We start from the raw sequence: 23,695 nt of genomic DNA on the forward strand, positions 1-23,695 counted from the left end.
CCCAACCTTTTAACAAGTCACAATAAAAATTAAAACATACGCACTAAACCCTACTTATCTATAAAACAATATATCAACTTAGCCTCAACTGAATTTTTACCATTACCTCACAATCCATATCCTCCAATCTAACTTAAATAAACTTGACATCAAACGACTCAACTGATAGTTTGTATATCAAATACTAACAATACCCTCAAACACCTCATCAGGCTTCAAAACATGACTAAACGCGACCTCGATCTAAAAAACCTACCCGATCTTCTCACTGTCTCGGAAGTAGCCGAACTTTTAAGAGTCTCCCCCCTTACCATCAAACGCTGGGGTAAACGTGGAAAACTCCCAGCCATCCGCATCAACTCCAGAGGAGACCGTCGCTATCGCAAAGAGTCAATCCTCTATATGCTAGGCATCAATCCCGACTCCCAACAGAACAAGTAAGCAACTCACCCCCCCCTTCTAGTCAATACTCACCTATCTTCCTCCCACCGACTCCTTTATCACCATCCAAGGAAAAATCAATACCGCCTTAACTATCCTCCTCCACCTTCTCGGTTCTACCATCAATCTAAACAACCACTCAAGACCAACTCCTCTTAACCACCCAGGAGCCCTTTTAACCCTTCCTGACAAGTAATCAAGTGTTCCACCCACTCCCATTGCTACCCCAAATTGCATTTTGTCCCTATTCTCCACCAGCCAACGCTCCTGCTTCTTATGACCAAAGGCCACCAGCAAAATCTCGGGACCATAAGCTGATACCTTCTTCACCGTCTCCTCACTTGCCCTCAACCATGACTGGCCATCTTGATTTAAACCTGGTCCCTCATCAGCCTTTATCTCAAATCCCTTAACGGCAGCCTGCCCATGCTCAGCTCTTAACCGCCTTGCTGCTCGGCTAGCCACATTAGGACCTCCGCCAAGCAAATATACTCTCCAACCATTCTTGGCAGCCAAACCAACCAATTTCCTGCTAAAATCTACACCCGTCACCCTATTTGATATAGTTTGATTATTTTTGATAGTACCAAACAAGCTCAACAACCTACTAGCCCATTGCAAACCGACTCCATCGGCAATATTTATATCCGAACTGTTCAAAACCTTTAAGAAACCCTTATCAACGCTTGCATCCACCAACATCTCAGGATTAGGCGTAAATATCAACCTTTTTCCATCATCACCCACCTTATAATCCTCTATCCAACCCTCAACCCGCTTTAGCAAACTAGACTCAGGAGTGCTATCTACTCTTACTCCTAACAATATAACTATGGATCGCTCTTTTTTACTCATTAGATATCGACTTTAGCCTGCTAAATACCATCAATTTTTATCTTTTTTAAGGATATCTTATTATCTCAAACTACCCTTACCCCTATCAAGCATCAACTAACCATCCAAAAACACCGGTTAGTTCGCTACTATAAGACACATAGTACCATCCGATAATAAATTGGTCAAAACCGATATATCATCTAAACACTATAAGCTTTAAACACATCTCAACATACACTCCAAAATCATGAATTTTGAGTAAAAATGACCCTCTCAAAATTAAGGCTAGATTCATTAAAACACTCATTTACAACCTTAATTAGACATGGGTGCATAAATATAACTATAAATACTCCCCTCTTACAAAAACTAACACGCAAGAAACCGACCAGACTTTCATTATAGACAAAACCTCTAATATATCTAATTTTGCTCAAAAACTCTCTCTCAATTTTCCAATATCACTAAAATCCTCCAACATAAACACAAAACAGCCTCAACTCAAACCTAAGCAATCACCATCACAATCAATGATCCCCACCATCTATTCATTTGCTTCTCTACGAATCAAACAATGCAATAACAACTCTCAGTTGCACCAACATCAGAGAACCAACTCCTCTACTGCATTCAAATAAGAAATAAATTTCACTACACAAGCCCCACTCATCATTTATCCACAATAATACTATTTACAACCTTAATACATATGCAGACAATCACAACATCCCTTATCCTCTACCACTAACTACAACAACTAACACCTCAACTAACATCATCGCCAATCAATAGAACTCTAAAAGAACAAAACCATCATAAACGCTATAAGTCTTTAGCGATAATAGACTTTAATCGACTCCAATTTTTAAGCATTACCAATCAAACACCTTCAATATATTCCAAAATTAAAAGCTAGTATCCATCAGTAATCACTTTCATCATATCTATCAATCACCACCAATCTATCCCCAACTTAACGCCGTCTCCAAAATTAGCAAACAGAAAAGATCACCACCAAACACCACTTTGCAAATATCCAAAAATTTAATACCCCCCACCCCCTACCCGGTATCTAAATATAGCCTTTTTTAATAATCACACCCCCAGTTTTAACACTCCACTCCCCACTCACCACAACATTCATAATAAATTACAATCCGACCAAAATCATATCAAACAACCACATATTCAAGTATCAACATATTACTTACTAGAAGATAACAAACATCTCCAACGGATTTCTGCACATCTTTTTACAAACAATAAAAATAGATACGAACTTTGTATGATACATCAAATAAATATAAATACATTCACAAATCAATATAAGATTAGCAAATCATATATATGACTGACAACATAGCACTTATTAACTGATATATCATGAGATATTCAAATTAACATGAATAATATACATCTCGATCAACACTCTGAAATATCAAGACACTACAAGACTATCTCGTACTCAATGATCTCTTGTACAAATCCAAGTTCTCCAACACTACTCCAGTCCCTTTAACCACACATAACATTGGTTCTTCAGCTACATATGCTGGTACATTTGTCTGCTCTGTAATCAGACGGTCTAGATTTCTTAACTGTGCTGTCCCTCCAGTCATCACAATCCCCTTATCAATAATGTCACTAGACAACTCAGGTGGCACCTCTTCCAAGACTCGCTTAATCATCTCTATTACCTTACCCAAAGGTTGAGCGATCGCCTCTGTCACCTCTCTAGATGTAATCTCAACATTCCTGGGCAAACCCGCTACCGAGTCTCTTCCCTTTACCTCCATCACCTCATCCTTCTTTAAGGATATGGCCGACCCTATCTTAAGCTTTATTGCCTCAGCCGTCTGTTCCCCTACCACCAAATTATGTTTCCTTCTAATATACGATGCAATTGCTTCATCTATCCTATTTCCAGCCACCCTTACCCCTCTACTAACTACCACTCCACCTAGAGATATCACCGCCGCTTCAGAACTCCCTCCCCCCATACTCATCACCATATTGCCTGAGGGCTCGCCAATTGGCACACCTGCCCCGATGGCCGCAGCCAATGGCTCATCTATCATATAAACTGTTCTCGCTCCTGCAGAAACCGTTGCGTTATACACTGCCCTTCTCTCAACCTGAGTCACTCCAGCCGGAACCGACACTAACACCTCTGGTTTAAACAGTCCTCCTCTACCACTCACCTTTTGCAAAAAGTATCTAAGCATTGCCTCAGTCACCCGATAATCAGCAATTACCCCATCTCTCATTGGCCGACTAGCCATAATATTCCCTGGGGTCCGACCCAACATCTCCTTTGCTTCATCTCCCACCGCTACCACCTTATCGTCATCCAATCCCACCGCCACCACCGTCGGCTCGCTCATCACCACTCCCTCGCCCGCGACATACACCAAACTATTAGCCGTTCCCAAGTCTATACCTACCTTTTTTGACAACGAAATCATGGCAAAAGTCTATCACACTCTTGCCTTGATCCACCAAACACCCAAATAATCTCTCCCTTGGTATAATAGTGGTTAATCATTTTCTAATATCAACCATGCCGTCAGCCAAACTAAAAAATCATCGTCGCTTTATCACCCTTGCCGTTTTTATATTCTTAATAATCGGCACGATAATCATCTCCTACTTCGCCCGAGGCTATCGCATTAACCCCAAACAAGGGCTCACCCGCTTTCAAGGCACCGGCCTTCTTTCTGCCACCTCATATCCCAAATCCGCCCAGGTATATATTGATGACAAGTTAGTCACCGCCACTGAAGACACTCTCAACCTCCCCCCAGGCGAATACTCCGTCAGAATCTTTAAGGAAGGCTTCCTTCCCTGGAACAAAAAGGCCATTATTAAAGCTGAATTAGTCACCAGCACCGATGCTCGTCTCTTCCCAGCCGCCCCTTCTCTCTCCGCTCTTACCTACTCAGGTGCCTACAACCCCACTCCCTCACCCGATGGAAAAAAGATTGCCTATGTTACTAGCAACTCTGACGATCCCACCAAAAACGGTTTATACGTCATCGACATTGACAACTCTATCCTCAACCTTAACCGCACCCCCACTCTTATTGCTGCCAACACCGACAGACACGACCTTAAACAAGCCATTATTACCTGGTCACCCGACTCCAAGAACCTCCTTATCGCCTTCACCACCCCCCAAGAGGATGAAGACACCGACACTCCCACTCAGTTAAGCAGCACCTATCTAGTTGACTCAGGCACCCTTACCAACCTCTATACCGCCCCCGACGCCACCATCCGACTACCCGTTATCTTTTCCGACTGGGAACAAGAGATCTTAAGAAACCAGCAGGCTCTCCTCAAAAACCTACCCGAGTTCATGGTTAACCTTTTAACCCAATCAGCCAAGGACGTCTACTTCTCCCCCAACGGCGAAAAGGTTCTCTACACCTCTACCGTTGATACCACCATCCCTGATCAGCTTATCTCACCTCTAGCCTCAATCAACTCTACCCCTCAGACCAGAGAACTTAAAGTCGATCACCAATATATCTACGATCTTAAGGAAGACACCAACTACCTAATCTCCGACTCTGCCTCAACCTCAGACCTGTATCCTGCCAAAACCCTTCTCTCCTTAACTCCCCTGCTTGAGTTTGACACCTCAGCCACCACCTCGTCCAACAACCAATACCTTAACTACAACCAGCTCCAGAAAGACCGCACCCCCCTTGAGACCATTCTGGCTATCAAATCCCAATACTCCGCTCTCTATACCCACAATCCTCAGTGGTACCCCACCTCTCGGCACCTAATCACTACCAAAGACAACAAAATCACCATCTTTGAATACGATGCTCTTAATCCCACCACCGTTTACTCAGGACCATTTGACCCCAACTTCGTCTTCCCCTCACCCAATGGTGACAAACTCCTAATTCTTACCAATCTCAACCAAGACGACCAACCTCTTAACCTCTACACCCTGGATTTAAAATAGCCTCTTAAAAGCAACTACTCCTCAGCCACTGGTCTAAATAACCCTCTTCCCCTCTCTCTAAGTCTATAAAACCTAACTCCTTCTTTTTGCTCCTCAGGTAATCTATCCAACCTATGTAAAGCTGCTGCTAAAGCCGACAATCGCAGTTCATAATCAAAATTGCCATTATCTGTCTCCCCCTTCTCCTCATAGATCCCCCTTACTCCAGTCACATCTCCCAGCTCCCCAAACAACTGCTGCCTAAACCTATGCATTCTCGGGTTTGTATCGTTTCTAATCAAACCCTCTGGATTCTTCCACTCCTCCAAATCAATACCATTAAACCAACCAACCAAAGCCTCCATTCCCGCCACAAACAACAACGGATTAATCACCATATCCTCCTTCGTCCTTGCCGAAAAACCACTTGGAGGCTCAAATGTTAACACCCATGATCCGTCCAAATAAATATTCAGCACCACCCCGGTATCACCAACCTCAATCTCAGCCTCATCAGCATCACCATCTACTCGCACATCCAAACCAAAACGCCCTTCATTTGCTTCAATAATTCCATCAGTCAACCCAACCCTCTCCCTTACCTCAGTCATATCACCATAAAAGTAATTTGTAGTCTTCCTACTATATACGATGAAGATATTGTCGGGGTGCTGGGAATTGAACCCAGTCTACGCGCACCCGAAGCGCGTGTCCTGCCGTCAGACTCCACCCCGAAACCCCTCATGTGCCCCAGACAGGATTCGAACCTGTGACCTGCGCGTTAGGAGTGCGCTGCTCTATCCAACTGAGCTACTGGAGCATCCCCCATATTTTACCAACATCTGCCTGAAATCGCTCTTCTTTGCCTAATCCTCTTTTTTTGCTCTCTCTTGATTACCGTAAATCAAACACTCAATCGCACTCTCATAGGTATAAAAGATCTCGTCATCCTCAAATAGTAATCCAATTTCCTTGGTTGCCGCCTCTACCGAATCAGAAGCATGAACAATATTTTGAGAACCGCTTAAGCCAAAGTCACCTCTAATTGAACCTGACTCAGCCTCAAAACCTTTAGTTACACCCACAATTCTTCTCACCACCTCAACACCTCTCTGACCTTCCCAGACCATGGCTACCACCGGGGTCCATTTCATAAAGTTCTTTAACTCCACGAAAAAATCCTTATCCTTATGATGCTCATACCATTTATCCAGCAACTCATCCGACAACTGGGTCATCTTTAACGCCAACAACTTCAAGCCCTTACGCTCAAACCTAGTCATAATCTCACCCACCAAACCTCTCTGAATTCCATCCGGTTTCACCAACACTAATGTTCTTTCCATAAACTTATTCTATAACCTCTCACCCTCTTTCTCAAGCCAAAAGAATTAATCCATTACCTTCACAAATTTGTCCTTACTCTCAAACGGACCCACGACACTTAAGTTAAACTGGTTAGCCACCACCACCTCAGCCATAATCCGCCTTATATCCCCAGCACTTACTTTCTCAATAGCCTTAAGCACCTCATTCACTCTCCTTGTCTTACCCTTTCTCATTGCCCAGTCCTCAGCCATAAACGAAGCTACCTCCTGACTATCCTCTAAATCCAACAAGAAGTTACCTCTCACCCCCTCCTTACCCATGATTAGCTCCTCATCGCTTACCTTCTTATCAGCCATCTTCAACATCTCTTCTCTGATTACCTTGACTGCCTCTTGAGCTTTACTAAGCTTCACTCCTGCCCTAGCATAAAAAGCTCCTGTCCGCTCATGAGCAAAAAACCCGCTTCCAACATAGTAGGCCAGCCCTCGCTTCTCTCTCACCTCATTCCACAATCTGGAACTCATATTTCCACCCAATATCTGATTGGCTACCCACAAACCATAAACCCGCTCGTCCTCAAAACCAAAAGATCGCAACCCCATCATTATATGTGCCTGCTCAGTTTGCTTGTTTACCACCTCTACTCTAGGACTATCCTGTGTGAAAACTTGCGGACCATCCTCCCTTACCTCAACACTCCTTTTCTCTCCAATAGCAGCAAAACTGTCCTCAACTTGTTTGTCTAGGTTTTCTACTTGAGACAATCCACCAGCTACCACAACCACCATGTTTTCAGGAATATACCACCGGTTCAAAAAAGCTTTCAGGTCATCTCTTTTCATAGCCTTTACCGTCTCCTCATACCCTATTACAGGCCTACCAATCGCCGAGTCAGGAAACAGCAAACCCTGAAACACTCTCCATGTTTTTTTTGGATAATCATCCTCAATCATCTTAATCTCCTCCACGATCGTTCCCTTTTCCTTCTCTAACTCCTCTCCAGGTAACAATGGCTCACTTACTAGTTGAGAGACTACTTCCAACCCTTTCTCAAACTGACTGCTAGCCACCTTTACCCAGTAACCAGTGAAATCAGTCCAGGTAAATGCATTTTGTTTACCCCCAATTCCATCAATCACCTTGGTAACATCATTTACCTTCGGAAACTTTCTAGTTCCTTTAAAAACGAAGTGTTCTAAAAAGTGAGCCGCTCCCCACTTACCCCCAAACTCATCCTTCGATCCAGCCTTAATCAACGCCATTATCGTCACCGAACCAGTCTGCATCGGCACCTTAACCAAGCTCAATCCAGACTTTAATCTCACACTTTCTTGCTCAAATACCATAACACCTTAATTAAAAGAATAACGAAAACGCAAATGTAGGCCGGGGTGGACTCGAACCACCGACCACGAAGGTATAAGCTTCGCGCTCTAACCAACTGAGCTACCGGCCTGCCCCTAATTCTACCAAAAACCAAAAACCTGACCACCCCGCTCAATCCACCAACTTTTACCATCACTCGCCACAACCGTTTCTCCATCCCTATCGGTTCTTATTACTCTTGATCCAACTGTATCAAACCGTTCCGTAATGACACTGCTTGGATGACCATGAGTGTTCTTTTCTCCTACCTGTATCACTGCTAGCTTCGGTTTAACCATACTTACAAACACCTCACTTGATGAGTACTTTGAGCCGTGATGAGCCACTTTTAGTACCTCCACTTGTCCTATCACTCCCTTCCCCACCAGTGCTAACTCCTCTTTTTCGCCAATATCACCGGTCAACATAGCCGTAAACCTATCAAACCTTAATCTCATAACAATAGATATCTCATTCACATCACTTGCTTGTCCAAGCACCACACTATCCTCCACTCCACCTCTCCAGACCATCTCATCCCCTCGCTCATCCTCAGGCCATAGCACCTCCATCTCCACTCCCTCAAACTCAAACCTATCTCCTGCCTCAGGCACATGCACCTCAACCGCTCTAGCCTCAATCAGATGCACTACCTCTTCCCATTCCTCTACACTCTCACCTTTCACTCCATTTGCCACTAATCTATCTACCTTATATCGACCCAGTACCTCATCCAAACCACCCATATGATCCTTTTGTGGGTGAGTAATCACTACCAACTCAATCCTTCTGTCCCAAAACGGTAGATTATCACTCAAACACATCCCAATCTTGTCATCGCTTGGACCAGTATCCACCAGCACTTGATACGAGCCTTTAATAACCAACTGGGCATCACCTTGTCCCACATCACAAAACACCAGCCTCAAATTACCATCTGGCCACTGCACCAAAACCCAAATCACCACTAAAAATATGGGCGAAACCAGCTTAAGCCAACTCATCACCTCAATCCTACCTTAAGACTACGCTCAAGGTCATAGCTCTCTCTGCCGCCTTCTTGTGGTCCGCACCGGCCATCTCCTTCCACCACCACTCCATCTCCCTCCCACCAGGACGCAAACCGTCAAGATCATACTTCTCCTTTGCCCGACTCAATGCTTTTTCAGCCGACACATAACCACCCTGCAGTAACCAATAAGCCACCCTCCGCAAATCAACCTTAAATCTCATTACATCCTCTACAACCATCTCTCAAGTTTCTTTTTTATAATCTCACTCATCCTTGAACGTACTTTAGCATCAACAACCTCCATACTCTCATTCACACCGGATCGAATATTAATCAACGAATTAAAATCGATTTCTTTAGTCTCCAAGTTCACCCCGCCTCCCCACAAATCACCTTGCATACTTCCATTATCAAGCAGCGCCTTTTCTCCATCAGCATGCCACTCCCCGCCAAGCGTTAACACCTCTTTTTTAACATCTACCACTATCTTAATATACTCATCATACTCCTCTTTTGATTGCTCCAATTGCTTCTCGCTTATCTCTTTATCAATCAATACCACCATACTACCCTCATTATATCCCAAACCTTAGCCAAACCACCTCACAATCACCACAAACAAATGTGCCACAGCATAGGTAAAGGGAGCTACAAGCCTGCCCAACACCAATTGTCCAGCACCCAAACCCATCATCATCGGCACCAACGGCAAAACCAGCATATTAACCACTGGCGAGATCAAGCTCAACCGGCCAAAGTTCCACCAGATTATCGGTGCAGTCGTTATCTGTGCCGCCAGGGTAGGTGACAACTCCGTCTCCATCACCACTCTCATCCAAGAAGACTTTACTCTCTCCATCCCCTCCCGAATCTTAGGCTCAACCCAAATCAAACCAGCCGTGGCTGCCAGTGACAACTGGAAACTAACTGACTCAATCAACTGAGGATTAACCATCAGCATCAACCACCCAGCCACTACCAGCAACCAACCAGACTCAGTTTGCCTACCTGTTGCCCTAGCTAAAAACACCAAACTACCCATTATTACAGCTCTCACCACTGGAGCCTCACCTCCTGCCAGCCAGCCATAACCAACCATAGCTATTAACGCTAACAACGTCGCTTGTTGTCGTCTCATCAAATACACTAGCAAGTTAAGCACCACCGTACCTACCACCACCACGTTATATCCCGAAGCCACCACCACATGAACCGTCCCTGTCTCAATCAACGAATCATAAAAACTCTGCTCCATACTCGACTTGTGACCCAACACCACTCCAGCCACCAATCCAGCCTCAGGATCCGGTAACTGCCTCTCATAAATCTCAACCAGTCTATCTCGTAAGCCCTTTCTATCCTCCACCTCTATTCTTTCCTCTACCTTCGCCTTATCAAGCCAAACTCTGCCCAACCAAAAATCCTTCCATCCACGCTTACATCTACCCACCACTACCACATCATCACCTCGTTTATATCCCTCTTTATACCCACTCTCAGCCTCAAAACGAAACTCATCTATCCCAACTACCTGGACACTGTCCTTCCAAACAACCTCATCCACCTTTCCCCTAACTCTTACTTCATCCTTACACTCACTCATCACTCCGCCCACAAACATCCGCAACATCAATACCGTCAACAAAACTAAAACTCTCTTGATCACACCTTAATCTAACCAAAAAAAAGAGTGTGACACTCTTGCATCACACTCTATCACCAATCAACCATCTCAAACATCATCCTCCTCAATCCACCATCGATCACGAATATCAATCTTACCGGTATCCGGATCGATATCAGCGATGACGTCGTGACCAAAGTTTGGATTTCCTTGAAGCCAGTGTCTCGTTGAGTACAACGTTGGCCAATAATCCAAACCCTTGATCTCAATGGTAGGCGGAAATTCCATGATGGAGATCAATCCACCACGAACCGAAAACTTAATCTGCATCTCCGTCAACCACGGTCTGACGTCTCTACCGATAAGGTCGGTAGTCGAAATCGTTATCAGCGCGCCTTTCATAGCGGCCTCCGTTTCATTACTAGGATGTACTTGAAGTATGGTATCAAAATCCTAACTCAATGTCAAACTATAGGACAATATACCATGCCTAATAAACCGTTATCATATCCTTAATCTGCTCATATACATTACTAGGCAGCACTTTTTTTACCTCATCAATAGTTTGGTATGGTCTTCCCTCAATAATCATCTCTGCCCTAGCCTCTCCCACTCCCCACAGTTGATCTAGTTCACTTTTTGTAGCCGTATTAATATTCACCCGTCTATCACTTAATCCCTGCACCTGACCATCCTCCCGATTTTCTTGTTCACTCTCTCCAAGTACAGGAATATATAGCTTCGTTCCATCCTTAATTTTCTCAGCCAAGTTAATATATTTAGCCACTGCCTCCCTGTCTGCCTGACCACCAAGCCCTCCAGCCGCAATCAAAGCATCCTTAACCCTATCTCCCTCTCTCAGACTATATACTCCCGGCCTCACCACTCCACCCTGAACATCTACCCAGATCTCGGTTCCCAACCCATCATCAGCCTCTATTATCTCCACCTGAGTTGTATTTAAATCCCTCCACATCCACCACGCACCACCCAAACTCAAGCCCAATCCCAAGACCAACCAACCAGCCAACACCCAATTAGCTCTCATCCACTTTAGTGCCCACTCAAGCATCTCCTCCACATCTTTAATCTAGCAATCTCCTCTCAGTATTTACAAGCTTACACCACCAAGTTGAGCAGCTTACCCGGCACAAAAACTATCCTCTTCGGCTTATCTTCAATCCATTTACCAACCCGCTCATCACCCATAACCAGCTCCACCACTCTATCTTGCTCCTCAGCCTCATCTCTATCCATCTCCACTGTTGCCCTTACTTTGCCATTCACCTGAACCACCATCATTACTCTCTCCTCCACTATCTCCTCATACTCAGGCCACCCACTTGCATGAACCGACCCTTCACCCCCCAGCTTCTCCCACCACTCCTCAGTCACGTAAGGCACTATCGGTGCCATTATCTGCACCATCCTTCGTCCATCCTCAACGCTCATAACCTCCCCCTCCTCCTTCCAGACATTGATAAGCTCCATTAACGCAGCAATAGCCGTGTTGTAAGAAAACTTACCCAAGTCCTCACCCACCTTCTTAATTACCTGATTCAACTTTTTATTTAGCTTCAAGCTGGTCTTACCACCCAGTTTCTGCTCATCCTCAAACAACCAGAACACTCTCTCCAGCCACCGATACATTCCCGCCATACCACTATCTCGAAAATCTCCTCCCTGATTGTAAGGACCTAAGAACATCAGGTAAGCCCGCAGCGCATCCGCCCCATAACGCTCAATATACTCATCTGGATTAACCACATTACCCCGGCTCTTACTCATCTTCGCTCCATCCTTAATGATCAACCCGTGACTGAACAAAAAGGGAAACGGCTCCTCAAAATCAACCAAACCCCAATCATTGAGTACCTGAGTTACAAAACGAGCGTAAAGTAAATGAAGCACCGCATGCTCAGCTCCACCAATATACGCATTTACCGGAAGCCATTTTTTCATTACTTCCCTATCAAATGGTTGTCCCTGATTAAACTCTCCCCCTTTCCACTCACCCTCAACCATCTGTGGATACGCCAAAAAGTACCAAGAACTATCCAAAAAGGTGTCGGATACATCTACCTCCCTGGTTGCCTTACCACCACACAAAGGACACTTAGTCACCAGCCACTCACTCGAAGCATTAGCCAAAGGAGCAGTTCCATCCCCTTTAGGCTGATAATCATCAAGATCAGGCAACACCACCGGCAGCTCACTCTCATCAACCGGCTGCCAGCCACATTTATCACACTTCACCATCGGAATTGGTGGTCCCCAGTATCGCTGCCTGCTAATCACCCAGTCCCTCAAGTGATAGTTAATCTGTTTTATAGCCGCCCCTTTTTCTTCCAAGTCCTTTAATATCTCCTCTCTAGCCTGCTGTGAACTCAAACCATCATACTTGCCTGAGTTAACTAGCACTCCATCATCCACCATTGCCCCATCCTCACTCTCCTGCTTTCCTTTCACAACCTGTTTAATCTCAAGACCATATTTCTTAGCAAAATCCCAGTCCCTCTCATCATGAGCCGGTACTCCCATCACTACTCCTGTCCCCACCTCCCCTACCACATAATCAGCCACAAACACTTTTATATCCTCACCTGTTACTGGATTTACTACCACCAAATTCATCTCTACTCCAGTTTTCTCCTTAACCAGTTTTCGTGCTTGCTCAGTCATGTTAAGCGCCTTTTCTACATACTCACCCACCTCATCACTTACTTGCCAACCAGCCTCCATCCATTCTTTCACCTTCTCAGGACCAACTACCAAGAAACTGACTCCACCAATCGTATCTAGCCTGGTTGTAAACACCTCCAACTTCTCAACTGGTTTACCCCCCTTAACCTCAAAGGCTACTCTTACCCCTTCTTTCTTTCCAATCCACTGCCTCTGTGCCGTCTTTATCTTCTCCGGCCAATCAATTTTTTCAATATTAGCTAACAGTTTTTCAGCATACTCCGTAATCTTAAAATGCCACGAGCTCACCTCTTTCCTAACCACCTCAGTCTTACACCGTTCACACACTCCTCCTTCAACCTGCTCATCTGATACTACCGTCTTACATGAAGGACACCAGTTAACCCACGACTCCTTTTTGTAGGCCAAACCATGTCTAAACATCTGTATAAATAGCCACTGAGTCAGTCGATAGTATTCCGGATCATAGGTCTCTAGTCTATGCTTCCAGGCAAAACCATTACCAATCATCTTCAACTGCCTGTAAAAGTTAACCTCACTCACCTTAGCCTGCTCTGCCGGATGCTTACCTATCTTAATCGCATAGTTTTCACTATGTATTCCAAATCCATCCAAACCAATCGGTTCAAATACATCAAAACCCATCATTCTCTGATACCTGCCATATATATCAGCCCCGGTAAAGGCATACATATTCCCCACATGCAGCCCCTCGGCCGAAGGGTAAGGAAACATCATTAGGTTATAAAAAGGCTTTTTTGCCTCTTTAATATCCACCTCATATAGACCTGTCTCATCCCATCTCTTACTCCATCTTGCCTCAATCTGTTTTGGGTTATAGATCTTTTTTCTCCCCATGCTCAAATTGTACCACTCCACCTATCTACCATTCCTATCACTCATCTATACACAATGCTAAATATACCAAGCACAATATTGCTTTCACTTAAACACCCTATCTGACAGCTTAACAACAAAGTAGATCAAAAACACATCTCACCAAATTTAGATCACCAACTCTTCTTTAATCTGCTATGCTCTATTTATGCCCAGCCTGTCATTCATACTCCAGTCCTTATTCCTCATCCTAGCCGTCATTTTTAGCTTCATCTGGACCCAAAACCCCACTCTTTCTTCCTACAATCTCCAGCTAACCGGCCTACTAGTTCTTCTATACTTCGCCTCAAAACTCTTTGCCTCACGCAGGCACAGACTCATCGACATTGAGTCAACCATCATCCTCATCACCATCACTCTTCTTCTCATCTTCTCAACAGGCGGTATCACCTCGCCTCTCTTCTTCCTTCTCATTTTCTTACTCTTTGCCTTAAGTCTGCTCTTCTCTCCACTCCAGATTGCCATTACTAGCTTAAGCTTAAGTCTGGTCTTTGCCCTCAACCTATCCTCCTTCGACACCACCTCCCTGCTTAATCTTATCTTCCTTCTTCTCACCACTCCCCTCGCTCTTCTCTTCGGCCAAAAATACCTCCAGGTTCAAAAGGCCCAAGGCAAAATCAAGATCCTTGAGACCACTCTGGCTCACGAGCAAACCAACACCCTTCTTTTTCTCTCCACCTCCGCCAAGCCTGACTTGTTTGACGCCCTAACCAACATCAGCCACGCCATCTCCAGCAACCGCCTGCCCCATCACCTCCAAAGACGTCTCCAAGAAACCTATTCCAAACTCATCAAACTATATCAATCTACTAATGAACTCAAACAAGAAGTTGCCAACAATGCCTCCAGAGATCTAGATTAAAAACTTTTTTAAAACCCTAATCGGTTGTCATATGTCCATCACCAAACTTATCCACCTGACACACCGTATCCCAATCCGCCTCCTTCTTCTCTCTTCCTTTCTCACTCTTCTTCTCTCACCCACTCTCTCTCTTGCCGACAATCTTCGCTCTCCCGGATATGAAATCAGAATGAGTACCATTAATGTTACCGGCGGACGCAAAGAAAGTGGTGGTTACACACTTACTGATACAGTTGGTCAAACCGTTCAAGGACAATTCGACTCAACCGGCTATACTATTAAAGCCGGTTTCCAGTACATCCATACTTTAGTCCCCTTTACTTTTACCATCTCAGATCTTGATATTGATCTAGGCTACCTTATTCCCAACGCCGCCTCCACTGCATCCCACAACCTAAGCGTCCGGGTTGGCTCTGCCTTTGGTTATGGTGTCTCCGCTATTGCCGATCACCCTCTCCAAAACACTGCTGCCGCCCAGATCCCTGACACCAGCTGTGACCCGGCCACTCCTTGTAGCTTAAACGATGCCAATATCTGGACCTCCACCACCAGCTACGGCTTTGGCTACAATATGGCCGGAGACGATGTCAATACCACTGACTTTGTCAACTCCACTTACTTTCGTCCCTTCCCCAGTGCCTCTTTTGGTCACTCACCTGTTACCGTCATGAGCCGTACCGGTTCTGCCAACGACACCTCTACCGCTACCGTCACCTACAAGGTCTTAGTCGACGCCACCCAAGAATCAGGTCAATACACCAATATCATTCAGTACATCGCCACCCCCAGCTTTTAATCCCACACCCATACTATATATGTCATCACTCAAACACCTCACCATTCTTCTTCTTTTACTTCTAATCTCTCTCTTCTCTCCTTCCCCCATTCACGCTCAGCAAACCTACGGTCTATCTATCGACCCGCCTCTGGTTCGCATCATGATCAAACCAGGCAAAACCATCACCCAAGCCATTAATGTTACCAATCACAGCCTCTCACCCATCACTCTCACTCCGCGCCTTGTACCCTTTACCGCCAAAGACAATCAAGGCCTTCCTGATCTCCATCCAGAACTCGCTCCCCCATGGCTTGACCTCTTCATGCTCGCCAACTCCGAGATCTCGCTTAATCAACCCTTCATTATCCCCGCCAACAAAAGCCAACAACTAGTCCTAAGCCTAAAAGTACCGGAAAACTTCCCACCCCAAGACATCTATGCCAACCTGCTAGTCAGCAGTGATCCCTTAACCACCAATCCATCTGGTCATCAACTCTCCGCCTCAATCGGTACCAACTTACTCATAACTATCACCCAGACAGAGCTGCTACCAACATATCTTAAAATCTCCACCTTCGAACTAGAAAAACCCCCCATCTTCAAACTAGGATCCATCCATTTCTACGACAATCTCAATCCCCTCAACCTCAAGGTTATCGTTACCAACACTAGCCCCTTTCTTACTACCACTGACGGCCAACTCCTACTCACTCAACAAGCTACCATCCACTCTGCCCAACCCCTCTACCCCACCTACATCCTCTCCAACTCACAACGCGAGCTGACCGCCTCACCCTCAGGCTCATTAAGCCTTAATCCCAAACTCAACTACCTCGGCCGCTACAACGCCCACTTAGTCCTCCACACCCCCACCGACAGCTATACTGCTGACCTAGAACTCTTCTTCTTTCCCTTCAAGATCACTCTTAGCCTTCTCATTTTCAGCCTTATTCTCCTCACTGTCTTCAAACAATCAAGAGTCCCTAAAACTAACTCAGATTAACCCTTGACAAGCATATCTAACTATCACCATAATCAAACTAGATTATTAACTGGTCTAAAATTTCGTGTCGTTGCCTAAAATCAATTACAAAGCCACCCTCCTTCTTTTCATCCTCGCCTTAATCAATATCGGTTTCTTTCTCAAGCCCTCTGTCACCGAGTCTGCCAACCTCACCCAAGTCAAAGACACTCTCCAAACCTCCCGCCTTTCCTTTGCCGGACGGGTTAAATCACCCACCGCCGCCGGCTCTTCCCACGTCTGGCTCTACACCACCGGCACCGACGAGTTCTACTCCATCTCTACCGTCAACCTTCACGCCGGCGACTCCGTCACTATTGGTTCTGGAACATATACCATAGTAGACATCATTGACGACGACGAGTTCACAGTTACCCCAGTCCTGGCTGCCGGAGACGCCGACGACACCGACCCCATCTACTACAAGAGCAAAGCCCAACACGTCATCACCTTTAACACCGCCTCAGCCATCGCCAACGGCTATTTCACTGTCCTCATTCCTGCCAACACCACTACCTCCACCTCTAACAACGGCTCACCCGATGACTCCGGTTTTGACTTCAACGACACCGACTACCCCACCGATCCTGATATCACCGTTACCGCCAACAATGTCACCGGCTATACCTTCGTTACCGGCGTCGCCACTCCTTCCAGTGAGGCTTCCTGTAACTCCCTCTACTCCACTGGCTCATACCATTGTTTTGAGGTGCACTACTCTGGTTCTGGTGCTGTTGGAACCGGTATCACCATCACCATCGGTTCTACTGGAGGCACCACCACCCCCATCCTTCCCTCACCCAATAGTAGCCACAACGTTGGTACCGCTGACTCCTACACTTTCCAGTTAAGACACTACGACGGCAGCAACAACCTCATCGACCAAACCAACGGTAAAATTGCCTTGATTGAGGCCGTCCGTGTTACTGCTACTGTCGATCCAACCATCACCTTCACCATCGCTGGTGTTACTGCTGATACTGGCACCTACTGCGGCGTCACCAGAACTGCTGCTTCTGTTGACTCTACCGCCTACTCCGTCCCCTTCGGTTCCTTAAGCTTAAACACCTTCGCTGATGCTGTCCAAAACTTAACCGTTTCCACCAATGCCAACTACGGCTACGTAGTCACCGCTGCCGAAGACGATGAACTCGGTAAAGATGGCGCCACCACTCCCTTCATTGCCGACACTACCTGTAACTCAGGCCCCTGTACCATCTCCGCAGAACAGGAGTGGACTACCGCCACCAACAATGGCTTTGGCTACTCACTCCAAAACGTCGACGCTGCCTCTATATCCTTTGAATACAACACCGGTGCTGGTACCTTTAAGGCCCGACCTTTTGCCAATCTAGCCGACACCGAGACTCCTCAAACCCTCTTCTCCTCCAGTGCCGTCGCCGACTCGCAAAATGCCTACGTCTGTTATCGCCTTTCCGTTGGTGCTACCCAAGCTGCCGGCGATTACGAAAACGTCATCATTTATCGAGCCACCGCCTCGTTCTAATCCAACATGAATCGTCACCTGCCCCTATCCACTACTCTTGTTACTCTAGCCCTAGCCCTCTCCTCTATTACCCCCGCTTTTGCCCAAACCACCTCCTCCACTACCGCCATCCCTCCCCGACTCGAGCTTGAAATCAATCCAGGCGAAACCATTACCCAGGAAATCAAGGTCAGGAATGAAACCGATGCTGTTCAGTACTACACCGTTTTTGTCGAAGACTTCATCGTTACCGACCAGATCGGCACTCCCATCCCTGTCAGCCAAGCCACCTCCGGTCGTTGGTCACTCGCCAGCTGGATTACTGCCCCCAAAGTCATTCCCGTTGACCCCAAACAAACTCAGGTGCTTAACTTAACCATCACTGCTCCCCAAAATGCTCTCCCTGGTGGTCACTACGCCATGATTACCTACCAACCTGGTGAACCCAAAGCAGGTGAACTTAAAGACACCGGTTCCCTCATTGGTCACCGCACCGGTACCCTTCTCTACGTCACCGTACCAGGCGACATTACGCAGGACGCCTTAGTTAAGAAGTTCTCTACTGACAAATTCCATGAATACGGTCCCCTAGACTTCCTTACCATCATCACCAACCTCTCCGACATCCACATCCTCCCCCAAGGTCAAATCACCATCAAGGATATCTTTGGCCGCGCTGTTGCCAACCTGGAGGTTGATATGGGCAACGTCTTTCCCGAAGCTGATCGTCAAAACATCACCACCTGGAATCAGAAATGGGGCTATGGTCGCTACTCCGCCAACCTTGAACTAGCTTATGGCTCAACTGGTCAACTCTTGAATGCCACCATCTACTTCTGGTTCTTCCCTATTCGCATCGTCATCTCAATCCTAGTCTTGATCATCGCCATCCTTCTCCTCACTCTTCTTCTCCGTCGCCGCCGCCAATTCCACGAGCAAGAGCTTGAGCAAGAAGTTGAACAACTGCGCCAGGAGCTTGAGAACAAGCACAAAGACCAACCCAAGAAGTAGTAAGCTACCTAAAAGAAGCTAAGGCATTCCCCTCCTCGCTTATATATACTAGTCTTAATGCCCAGTCTGCCACGCTGCCTTACCATTCTTGTCTTACCCCTTTTCTCTCTCCTTTTCTCTCCTCAACCAGCCTTGGCTCTAGAAAACCCCGCCTCCCACTCAGCCCAGATCCAAGCCACAGTTCCCGAGTTTAAGGTCGATGCCCCCATCTTAATTGCTCCCTCAAACTACAGCCTCACCAACAACCCCACCGAACCTTTCGAGTGGCTCCAGGCCGTTTCAGTCCAAGGTATCTCGTATCACACCTTCTACCTTGATGGTCAGCCCATCATCCCCAAAATCCTCACCTCCATTCCCACCATCAACACGCCAGACTACTTCATCTACCATCTTAATGGCCGCCTCTATCTCACCCTTAAAAATCCCATGGCCGAAGGCTCTCATACCTGGCAAGTCTCAGCCACTAGCACTGGCGGCACCACTGCCTACTCCGACCTCTGGCACTTTCTCATTGACTCAACCCTACCCCCCATCATTCTCCGCCAAGTCGATCAAAACCAGATGTACTGGGCTACTCATGATCCCAACAGCATCCCTCCCTACGAGGATCGCCACCTGATTGTCACCACCCCAGATCCGCTCATTTTAGGCCAAGTTGAAGCTCCCGTTAGCTTTAAATACGCCCTCATCTGCCCCCTTAACGCTCCTGCCGGCTGTAGAGAACAATCCATTACTGTCTCTGAAGATGATGGCAACTTTGCCCATCGCTTTACTGATCTTGAGCCTCACTACATCTACTTCGTCTACCTTATAGCCACTGACCTAGCTGGTAACATCACCTACTTTCCCGTCTTCACCATCACCTATACTCCTAAAAAACCCATCATTCCTCTACCTCCCATCCCAGGCATCATCACTCCTACTCCAACTCCACCTCTTCCCATAACCCCCATTACTCCAGAACCAACCCCGCTTCCACCTCTACCTCCCACTCCCACTCCGACCCCATCCCTCCCACCAGTTGCCATACCCGATTACTCCCGTCTCCTTCACTCACTTATAGTCTTTGGCCTACTGCTTCATTTAAGTCTTAGCATCCTCGGAGCCAGAATCAAGTTCTCCCAATCCCTCCGCTTTATCACTCGCCTTCTAATCCCTATTACACGAGGCCAAAAACACTTTACCAACCCCTACGCTACCCTAGAAATCTACCATCCCGATCACTTAAACAAAGTCTTAAAATACATCTTCGCCAACCCCTTTGGCGCTTACTCACTTCCCAGCAATCTACCCGAAATCATTTTTGTTCGCTTCACTCGTCCCGGGCTTAATCTCCTTACCTGGCTCAACAAGCCTGATCAGCTTCCTCAATATCTTTACCTTGAAAAATTAGATGATCCTCCTTTCTCAGACAAACTGCGCCGCTTTCTCTTCCACTCAAGGCTAATTGCCATCCTCATCGCCATCATCACCTCAGCTTACGCCGTTATGGTTTCCTCATATCTCTACTTTGTCATCTATCTACTCATAAGCCTGCTTCTCTTTACCAACCAGTATCTGCTCCCTCACTTCCTAAAACCAAACCCCAATGCCAAACCATTACCATCATCACCAAAGACATTAAAGAATAACTAGCCGACACACCAAACATCTTTTGTCCCAATCACCATCTGTTTACCATGAGCAAACCAGCCTTATTGTTCACTGAAAATGAAAACAATCTAAGAAAAGTTTTCATTGACAGTGAAAACTTTTTATAGTATCGTATGCCATAAGTAAAATATGAACAATCAAATCAAGACAAAAATCGCCCCAAATCTCTTAACCTCAACCCTAAAAGAGCAATACGAGTCTTTTGAAACTCGTAACCTGGGAGTACCAAGAGAGGTTCTGGAAGAACTTAAAACCGCTATTAACGCTCCCCCAGTTCTAGTCATTACCGGACTACGTAGGGTGGGAAAATCAACGCTACTAGCTCAGATAGCCAATAGGTATCTCAAGGACAACTACTACTTTGTCAACTTTGAAGATGAACGGCTACTTAACTTTCAAGTTAGTGACTTTGATCTTCTGCACGAAACACTGATTAGCTTGTTTGGTGAGAAAAAGGCGTTTCTGTTTGACGAAATCCAAAACGTACCGGGGTGGGAGCGATTTGTACGGAGGCTGCATGATCAAGGATATAAGTTCATTGTCACCGGATCTAATGCCTCATTACTCAGTCAGGAACTAGGAACAAGGTTAACCGGACGCTCAATACGAGTAGAGCTTTTCCCGTTTTCATTTCAAGAATATTTAAATTTCAAAAATATTAAGACACCAAACCTTAACGTCCTAACAACCAAACAACGTGGCAACTTACGCAAACTCGCCAATGAATATCTCAGCTACGGCGGCATTCCAGATGCCCTTAAATACCCAGAACTTGAAGTTCACAAAACATTGTATGATGACATCCTCTATCGTGATATTGCCACTCGCTACAAACTCGACAACGTCAGGGGCTTAAAAGAACTATCCTTTTATCTGCTCAGCAACACAGCCAACCTGGTGTCATTCAACAAGCTCAAAGACCTCCTGAAACTTGGCAGCGTCAACACAGTCATCAACTATATCGACTATCTGGAAAACAGCTGGCTCTTTTTTATGGTTAACAAATACACCTACTCCATTAAAAAACAACAAATTGCTGCCAAAAAGATCTACAGCATCGATACAGGTTTAACACAATCTGTCGGCTTCTCTTTTTCAGAGAATAAAGGCAAGTTAATGGAAAACGCCGTTTTCTTGCAACTACGCAGAAAACACTCAGATGTGTACTACTATAAAACCACCCAAGATTATGAAGTTGATTTCTATCTTCCCAAAGAAGGGTCATTGATTCAGGTCGCACAACACTTTGATACAGCAGAAACACGAGACAGGGAGGTAAGAGCCTTGGTAAAAGCGGCCAACGAGCAGCAAAAAGCCAGCCATTTCATAGTTGTTACTGAAAGTGAAAAAAACGAGTTTGAACAAGGAAAGATAAAAATTCAAACAGTCCCCTTGTACGAATGGCTACTTAAAACCTAAGCCGCACTCTCCCTTCCCTAATTGCTTGCCCACATATTTAAAGTAGGCTTCAAGAACTACTCCCTCATCAACATCAATATCTCAAGACTCACCATTTCTCAAACACCCAAACCATAAATCTTAAAATATCCAAATCCAATCATACCCCTACGGGTATAGCGCCGTCTCTCCTTTCCTGTCACAATCAATATCACGAAACACCTTTATAAATACTCCTAACATCACCTTGACAAGCTCCAAAGCGCTTTCTAGAGGCATTCAGGCACGCCTTGAGGCTAGGCTAGCCCAACGTCAAAGTTGCTCTTACCAACCATCACTCAGACCCAATATCCTCTAGTAAACATAGTCCTCAATCTTTCTCAACCAATAGCGTCATTTGCTCCTCCAAAACGCTACATACAAAACCATACAAACTATATCGTCCCTCAAACCCCTATCAACCTGAAGATAAAACCCCAAAAACCCTCTAAAACCACTCGTTTTAGCCTCCCTCCCAAAGCCAGCCCACCCAACCAAAAACACTTAACACCTATCATCGCTCTTTTTTTCATTTTTAAACTCTTATCACTCACCCAAACCATTTGCTAATAACGTCATAAATAAGCGTGAATCTTAATCAGTTAAAAATACGGAGATTTTACATCAATAAACAACCAACCTTAATGATTTTTAACCCTAACCAATCCCATAACAAAATATTCTCGATTTCTAATCCCCCACATTAACTCCCAACTAGATCGATTTCGTGCCTAAATAGCCTCAAACCAACACAAAAACTCCTAAAAAATCTCGTATCTCACTGCCGTCGTACTTAACCCTATCATTCTATATCATTTTTCCTTGTGGATAACCCCTTTACACACCCCCAAAAACCTGCGGTAATCGACTACTCTCACAACTCTATTACCTCTCTCCCCTAGCACAAAAGAATAGCGTTTTGCATTTCCGCATTGTAATTCACTCTCCATTTTTTCCACAAACATGCCTATTACCCACCCCTATATTCACCGCAAAAACTACTCCAATTCCTGTAAGTTATCCACTTGACACTAATATATAGTACTCATAGGCTGTATAAAGCATATAAATTTGTCTAAAGCAGCCTTAATTAATCAATTAACGCAAAACCCACTAACATGCAAATAATCGACTACTCTCACCAACCTTCTTCCTCCTCAAGCAAAGCCTCAACCCACCCCTCACCAGTACTTGAGACCATAACAGCCGCCATGATCTTCATCCTGCCGGCTCTTATTCTTTTCCTGTTATCAACTAACTAAGCCTTTAATCACAAAAACT

Annotated in this window: 21 protein-coding genes and 3 tRNA genes; 9 read left to right on the forward strand and 15 right to left on the reverse strand. The window is 45.5% G+C overall.

Annotated features, from left to right (window positions below; genetic code table 11):
* Nucleotides 1–222: 222 nt before the first annotated feature.
* Nucleotides 223–441 carry a helix-turn-helix domain-containing protein gene (locus tag MICH65_RS04175; protein ID WP_161932150.1) on the forward strand — a complete coding sequence of 73 codons (219 nt, stop codon included), beginning with the start codon at nt 223–225 and terminating at the stop codon, nt 439–441.
* A gap of 33 nt (nt 442–474) precedes the next feature.
* On the opposite strand, the gene MICH65_RS04180 is transcribed toward MICH65_RS04175, so the two are convergent.
* Both MICH65_RS04180 and MICH65_RS04185 read right to left on the reverse strand, forming a co-directional pair.
* Entirely contained in the window at nt 475–1,296 is an 822-nt protein-coding gene (locus MICH65_RS04180; RefSeq protein ID WP_161932151.1) for a WecB/TagA/CpsF family glycosyltransferase, read from the reverse strand.
* A 1,436-nt stretch (nt 1,297–2,732) separates the two neighbouring features.
* Nucleotides 2,733–3,743: a rod shape-determining protein gene (locus tag MICH65_RS04185; RefSeq protein ID WP_161932152.1), complete on the reverse strand. Its 1,011-nt coding sequence runs from the start codon at nt 3,741–3,743 to the stop codon at nt 2,733–2,735.
* Between the two features lie 95 nt (nt 3,744–3,838).
* On the opposite strand from MICH65_RS04185, the gene MICH65_RS04190 reads away from it, so the two are divergent.
* Nucleotides 3,839–5,257: a PEGA domain-containing protein gene (locus tag MICH65_RS04190; protein WP_161932153.1), complete on the forward strand. Its 1,419-nt coding sequence runs from the start codon at nt 3,839–3,841 to the stop codon at nt 5,255–5,257.
* 14 nt (nt 5,258–5,271) lie between these two features.
* Here the strand turns inward: MICH65_RS04190 and MICH65_RS04195 are convergent, their stop codons facing one another.
* From MICH65_RS04195 to leuS, 13 genes are all read right to left on the reverse strand, one after another.
* The gene (locus tag MICH65_RS04195; protein ID WP_161932154.1) at nt 5,272–5,847 is read right to left on the reverse strand and encodes a hypothetical protein; all 576 of its coding nucleotides are present in this window, start codon (nt 5,845–5,847) and stop codon (nt 5,272–5,274) included.
* A 52-nt stretch (nt 5,848–5,899) separates the two neighbouring features.
* Nucleotides 5,900–5,970, reverse strand: a tRNA-Pro gene (locus tag MICH65_RS04200).
* A 12-nt stretch (nt 5,971–5,982) separates the two neighbouring features.
* Nucleotides 5,983–6,056 (reverse strand) — tRNA-Arg (locus MICH65_RS04205).
* A gap of 46 nt (nt 6,057–6,102) precedes the next feature.
* Nucleotides 6,103–6,582 (reverse strand): nucleoside-diphosphate kinase, encoded by a 480-nt coding sequence (gene ndk, locus MICH65_RS04210; protein WP_161932155.1) that lies wholly within the window; start codon nt 6,580–6,582, stop codon nt 6,103–6,105.
* A gap of 45 nt (nt 6,583–6,627) precedes the next feature.
* Nucleotides 6,628–7,911 carry a M16 family metallopeptidase gene (locus tag MICH65_RS04215; RefSeq protein ID WP_161932156.1) on the reverse strand — a complete coding sequence of 428 codons (1,284 nt, stop codon included), beginning with the start codon at nt 7,909–7,911 and terminating at the stop codon, nt 6,628–6,630.
* A gap of 36 nt (nt 7,912–7,947) precedes the next feature.
* Nucleotides 7,948–8,021, reverse strand: a tRNA-Ile gene (locus MICH65_RS04220).
* Between the two features lie 10 nt (nt 8,022–8,031).
* Nucleotides 8,032–8,934, reverse strand: a complete 903-nt coding sequence (locus MICH65_RS04225; protein ID WP_161932157.1) for a ComEC/Rec2 family competence protein — start codon at nt 8,932–8,934, stop codon at nt 8,032–8,034.
* Nucleotides 8,935–8,944: 10 nt separating this feature from the next.
* On the reverse strand, nt 8,945–9,181 hold the full coding sequence (locus MICH65_RS04230) for a hypothetical protein (RefSeq protein WP_161932158.1): 237 nt from the start codon (nt 9,179–9,181) through the stop codon (nt 8,945–8,947).
* On the reverse strand, nt 9,172–9,507 hold the full coding sequence (locus MICH65_RS04235; protein WP_161932159.1) for a DUF5674 family protein: 336 nt from the start codon (nt 9,505–9,507) through the stop codon (nt 9,172–9,174). Before MICH65_RS04235 ends, MICH65_RS04230 begins: the two co-directional genes overlap by 10 nt.
* Before the next feature lie 24 nt (nt 9,508–9,531).
* A complete protein-coding gene (locus tag MICH65_RS04240; protein ID WP_161932160.1) occupies nt 9,532–10,608 on the reverse strand; it encodes a ComEC/Rec2 family competence protein in 1,077 nt (358 codons plus the stop codon).
* Between the two features lie 66 nt (nt 10,609–10,674).
* On the reverse strand, nt 10,675–10,968 hold the full coding sequence (locus MICH65_RS04245; protein WP_161932161.1) for a hypothetical protein: 294 nt from the start codon (nt 10,966–10,968) through the stop codon (nt 10,675–10,677).
* Between the two features lie 88 nt (nt 10,969–11,056).
* A complete protein-coding gene (locus tag MICH65_RS04250; protein ID WP_236870876.1) occupies nt 11,057–11,638 on the reverse strand; it encodes a ComEA family DNA-binding protein in 582 nt (193 codons plus the stop codon).
* Nucleotides 11,639–11,685: 47 nt separating this feature from the next.
* On the reverse strand, nt 11,686–14,127 hold the full coding sequence (gene leuS / locus MICH65_RS04255) for a leucine--tRNA ligase (protein ID WP_236870852.1): 2,442 nt from the start codon (nt 14,125–14,127) through the stop codon (nt 11,686–11,688).
* 187 nt (nt 14,128–14,314) lie between these two features.
* Here leuS and MICH65_RS04260 point away from each other — a divergent pair, with 187 nt between their 5' ends.
* The 7 genes from MICH65_RS04260 to MICH65_RS04290 all read left to right on the forward strand — a co-directional run bounded on the left by MICH65_RS04260 (nt 14,315) and on the right by MICH65_RS04290 (nt 22,396).
* A complete protein-coding gene (locus MICH65_RS04260; RefSeq protein ID WP_161932163.1) occupies nt 14,315–15,028 on the forward strand; it encodes a hypothetical protein in 714 nt (237 codons plus the stop codon).
* A 31-nt stretch (nt 15,029–15,059) separates the two neighbouring features.
* Nucleotides 15,060–15,824, forward strand: a complete 765-nt coding sequence (locus tag MICH65_RS04265; RefSeq protein WP_161932164.1) for a hypothetical protein — start codon at nt 15,060–15,062, stop codon at nt 15,822–15,824.
* Between the two features lie 19 nt (nt 15,825–15,843).
* Nucleotides 15,844–16,809 carry a hypothetical protein gene (locus MICH65_RS04270; protein ID WP_161932165.1) on the forward strand — a complete coding sequence of 322 codons (966 nt, stop codon included), beginning with the start codon at nt 15,844–15,846 and terminating at the stop codon, nt 16,807–16,809.
* A 70-nt stretch (nt 16,810–16,879) separates the two neighbouring features.
* Nucleotides 16,880–18,334 (forward strand): hypothetical protein, encoded by a 1,455-nt coding sequence (locus MICH65_RS04275; protein WP_161932166.1) that lies wholly within the window; start codon nt 16,880–16,882, stop codon nt 18,332–18,334.
* Nucleotides 18,335–18,340: 6 nt separating this feature from the next.
* The gene (locus MICH65_RS04280; RefSeq protein ID WP_161932167.1) at nt 18,341–19,324 is read left to right on the forward strand and encodes a hypothetical protein; all 984 of its coding nucleotides are present in this window, start codon (nt 18,341–18,343) and stop codon (nt 19,322–19,324) included.
* 57 nt (nt 19,325–19,381) lie between these two features.
* Nucleotides 19,382–20,959 carry a hypothetical protein gene (locus MICH65_RS04350; RefSeq protein WP_161932168.1) on the forward strand — a complete coding sequence of 526 codons (1,578 nt, stop codon included), beginning with the start codon at nt 19,382–19,384 and terminating at the stop codon, nt 20,957–20,959.
* 147 nt (nt 20,960–21,106) lie between these two features.
* Entirely contained in the window at nt 21,107–22,396 is a 1,290-nt protein-coding gene (locus MICH65_RS04290; RefSeq protein ID WP_161932169.1) for an ATP-binding protein, read from the forward strand.
* Nucleotides 22,397–23,695: the final 1,299 nt, after the last annotated feature.

The organism is Candidatus Chazhemtobacterium aquaticus (genome assembly GCF_009936135.1).
Lineage (GTDB): Bacteria > Patescibacteriota > Microgenomatia > UBA1400 > Chazhemtobacteraceae > Chazhemtobacterium > Chazhemtobacterium aquaticus.

What these genes read in the sequence shown, in the direction of transcription:
- ndk (WP_161932155.1), bottom strand. Translation starts at nt 6,582, where the DNA reads ATGGAAAGAACATTAGTGTTGGTGAAACCGGATGGAATTCAGAGAGGT.
- MICH65_RS04290 (WP_161932169.1), top strand. Translation starts at nt 21,107, where the DNA reads ATGAACAATCAAATCAAGACAAAAATCGCCCCAAATCTCTTAACCTCA.
- MICH65_RS04180 (WP_161932151.1), bottom strand. Translation starts at nt 1,296, where the DNA reads ATGAGTAAAAAAGAGCGATCCATAGTTATATTGTTAGGAGTAAGAGTA.
- MICH65_RS04260 (WP_161932163.1), top strand. Translation starts at nt 14,315, where the DNA reads ATGCCCAGCCTGTCATTCATACTCCAGTCCTTATTCCTCATCCTAGCC.
- MICH65_RS04230 (WP_161932158.1), bottom strand. Translation starts at nt 9,181, where the DNA reads ATGGTTGTAGAGGATGTAATGAGATTTAAGGTTGATTTGCGGAGGGTG.
- MICH65_RS04265 (WP_161932164.1), top strand. Translation starts at nt 15,060, where the DNA reads ATGTCCATCACCAAACTTATCCACCTGACACACCGTATCCCAATCCGC.
- MICH65_RS04350 (WP_161932168.1), top strand. Translation starts at nt 19,382, where the DNA reads ATGCCCAGTCTGCCACGCTGCCTTACCATTCTTGTCTTACCCCTTTTC.
- MICH65_RS04215 (WP_161932156.1), bottom strand. Translation starts at nt 7,911, where the DNA reads ATGGTATTTGAGCAAGAAAGTGTGAGATTAAAGTCTGGATTGAGCTTG.
- MICH65_RS04235 (WP_161932159.1), bottom strand. Translation starts at nt 9,507, where the DNA reads ATGGTGGTATTGATTGATAAAGAGATAAGCGAGAAGCAATTGGAGCAA.
- MICH65_RS04175 (WP_161932150.1), top strand. Translation starts at nt 223, where the DNA reads ATGACTAAACGCGACCTCGATCTAAAAAACCTACCCGATCTTCTCACT.
- leuS (WP_236870852.1), bottom strand. Translation starts at nt 14,127, where the DNA reads ATGGGGAGAAAAAAGATCTATAACCCAAAACAGATTGAGGCAAGATGG.
- MICH65_RS04250 (WP_236870876.1), bottom strand. Translation starts at nt 11,638, where the DNA reads ATGCTTGAGTGGGCACTAAAGTGGATGAGAGCTAATTGGGTGTTGGCT.
- MICH65_RS04195 (WP_161932154.1), bottom strand. Translation starts at nt 5,847, where the DNA reads ATGACTGAGGTAAGGGAGAGGGTTGGGTTGACTGATGGAATTATTGAA.
- MICH65_RS04280 (WP_161932167.1), top strand. Translation starts at nt 18,341, where the DNA reads ATGAATCGTCACCTGCCCCTATCCACTACTCTTGTTACTCTAGCCCTA.
- MICH65_RS04245 (WP_161932161.1), bottom strand. Translation starts at nt 10,968, where the DNA reads ATGAAAGGCGCGCTGATAACGATTTCGACTACCGACCTTATCGGTAGA.
- MICH65_RS04270 (WP_161932165.1), top strand. Translation starts at nt 15,844, where the DNA reads ATGTCATCACTCAAACACCTCACCATTCTTCTTCTTTTACTTCTAATC.
- MICH65_RS04225 (WP_161932157.1), bottom strand. Translation starts at nt 8,934, where the DNA reads ATGAGTTGGCTTAAGCTGGTTTCGCCCATATTTTTAGTGGTGATTTGG.
- MICH65_RS04190 (WP_161932153.1), top strand. Translation starts at nt 3,839, where the DNA reads ATGCCGTCAGCCAAACTAAAAAATCATCGTCGCTTTATCACCCTTGCC.
- MICH65_RS04185 (WP_161932152.1), bottom strand. Translation starts at nt 3,743, where the DNA reads ATGATTTCGTTGTCAAAAAAGGTAGGTATAGACTTGGGAACGGCTAAT.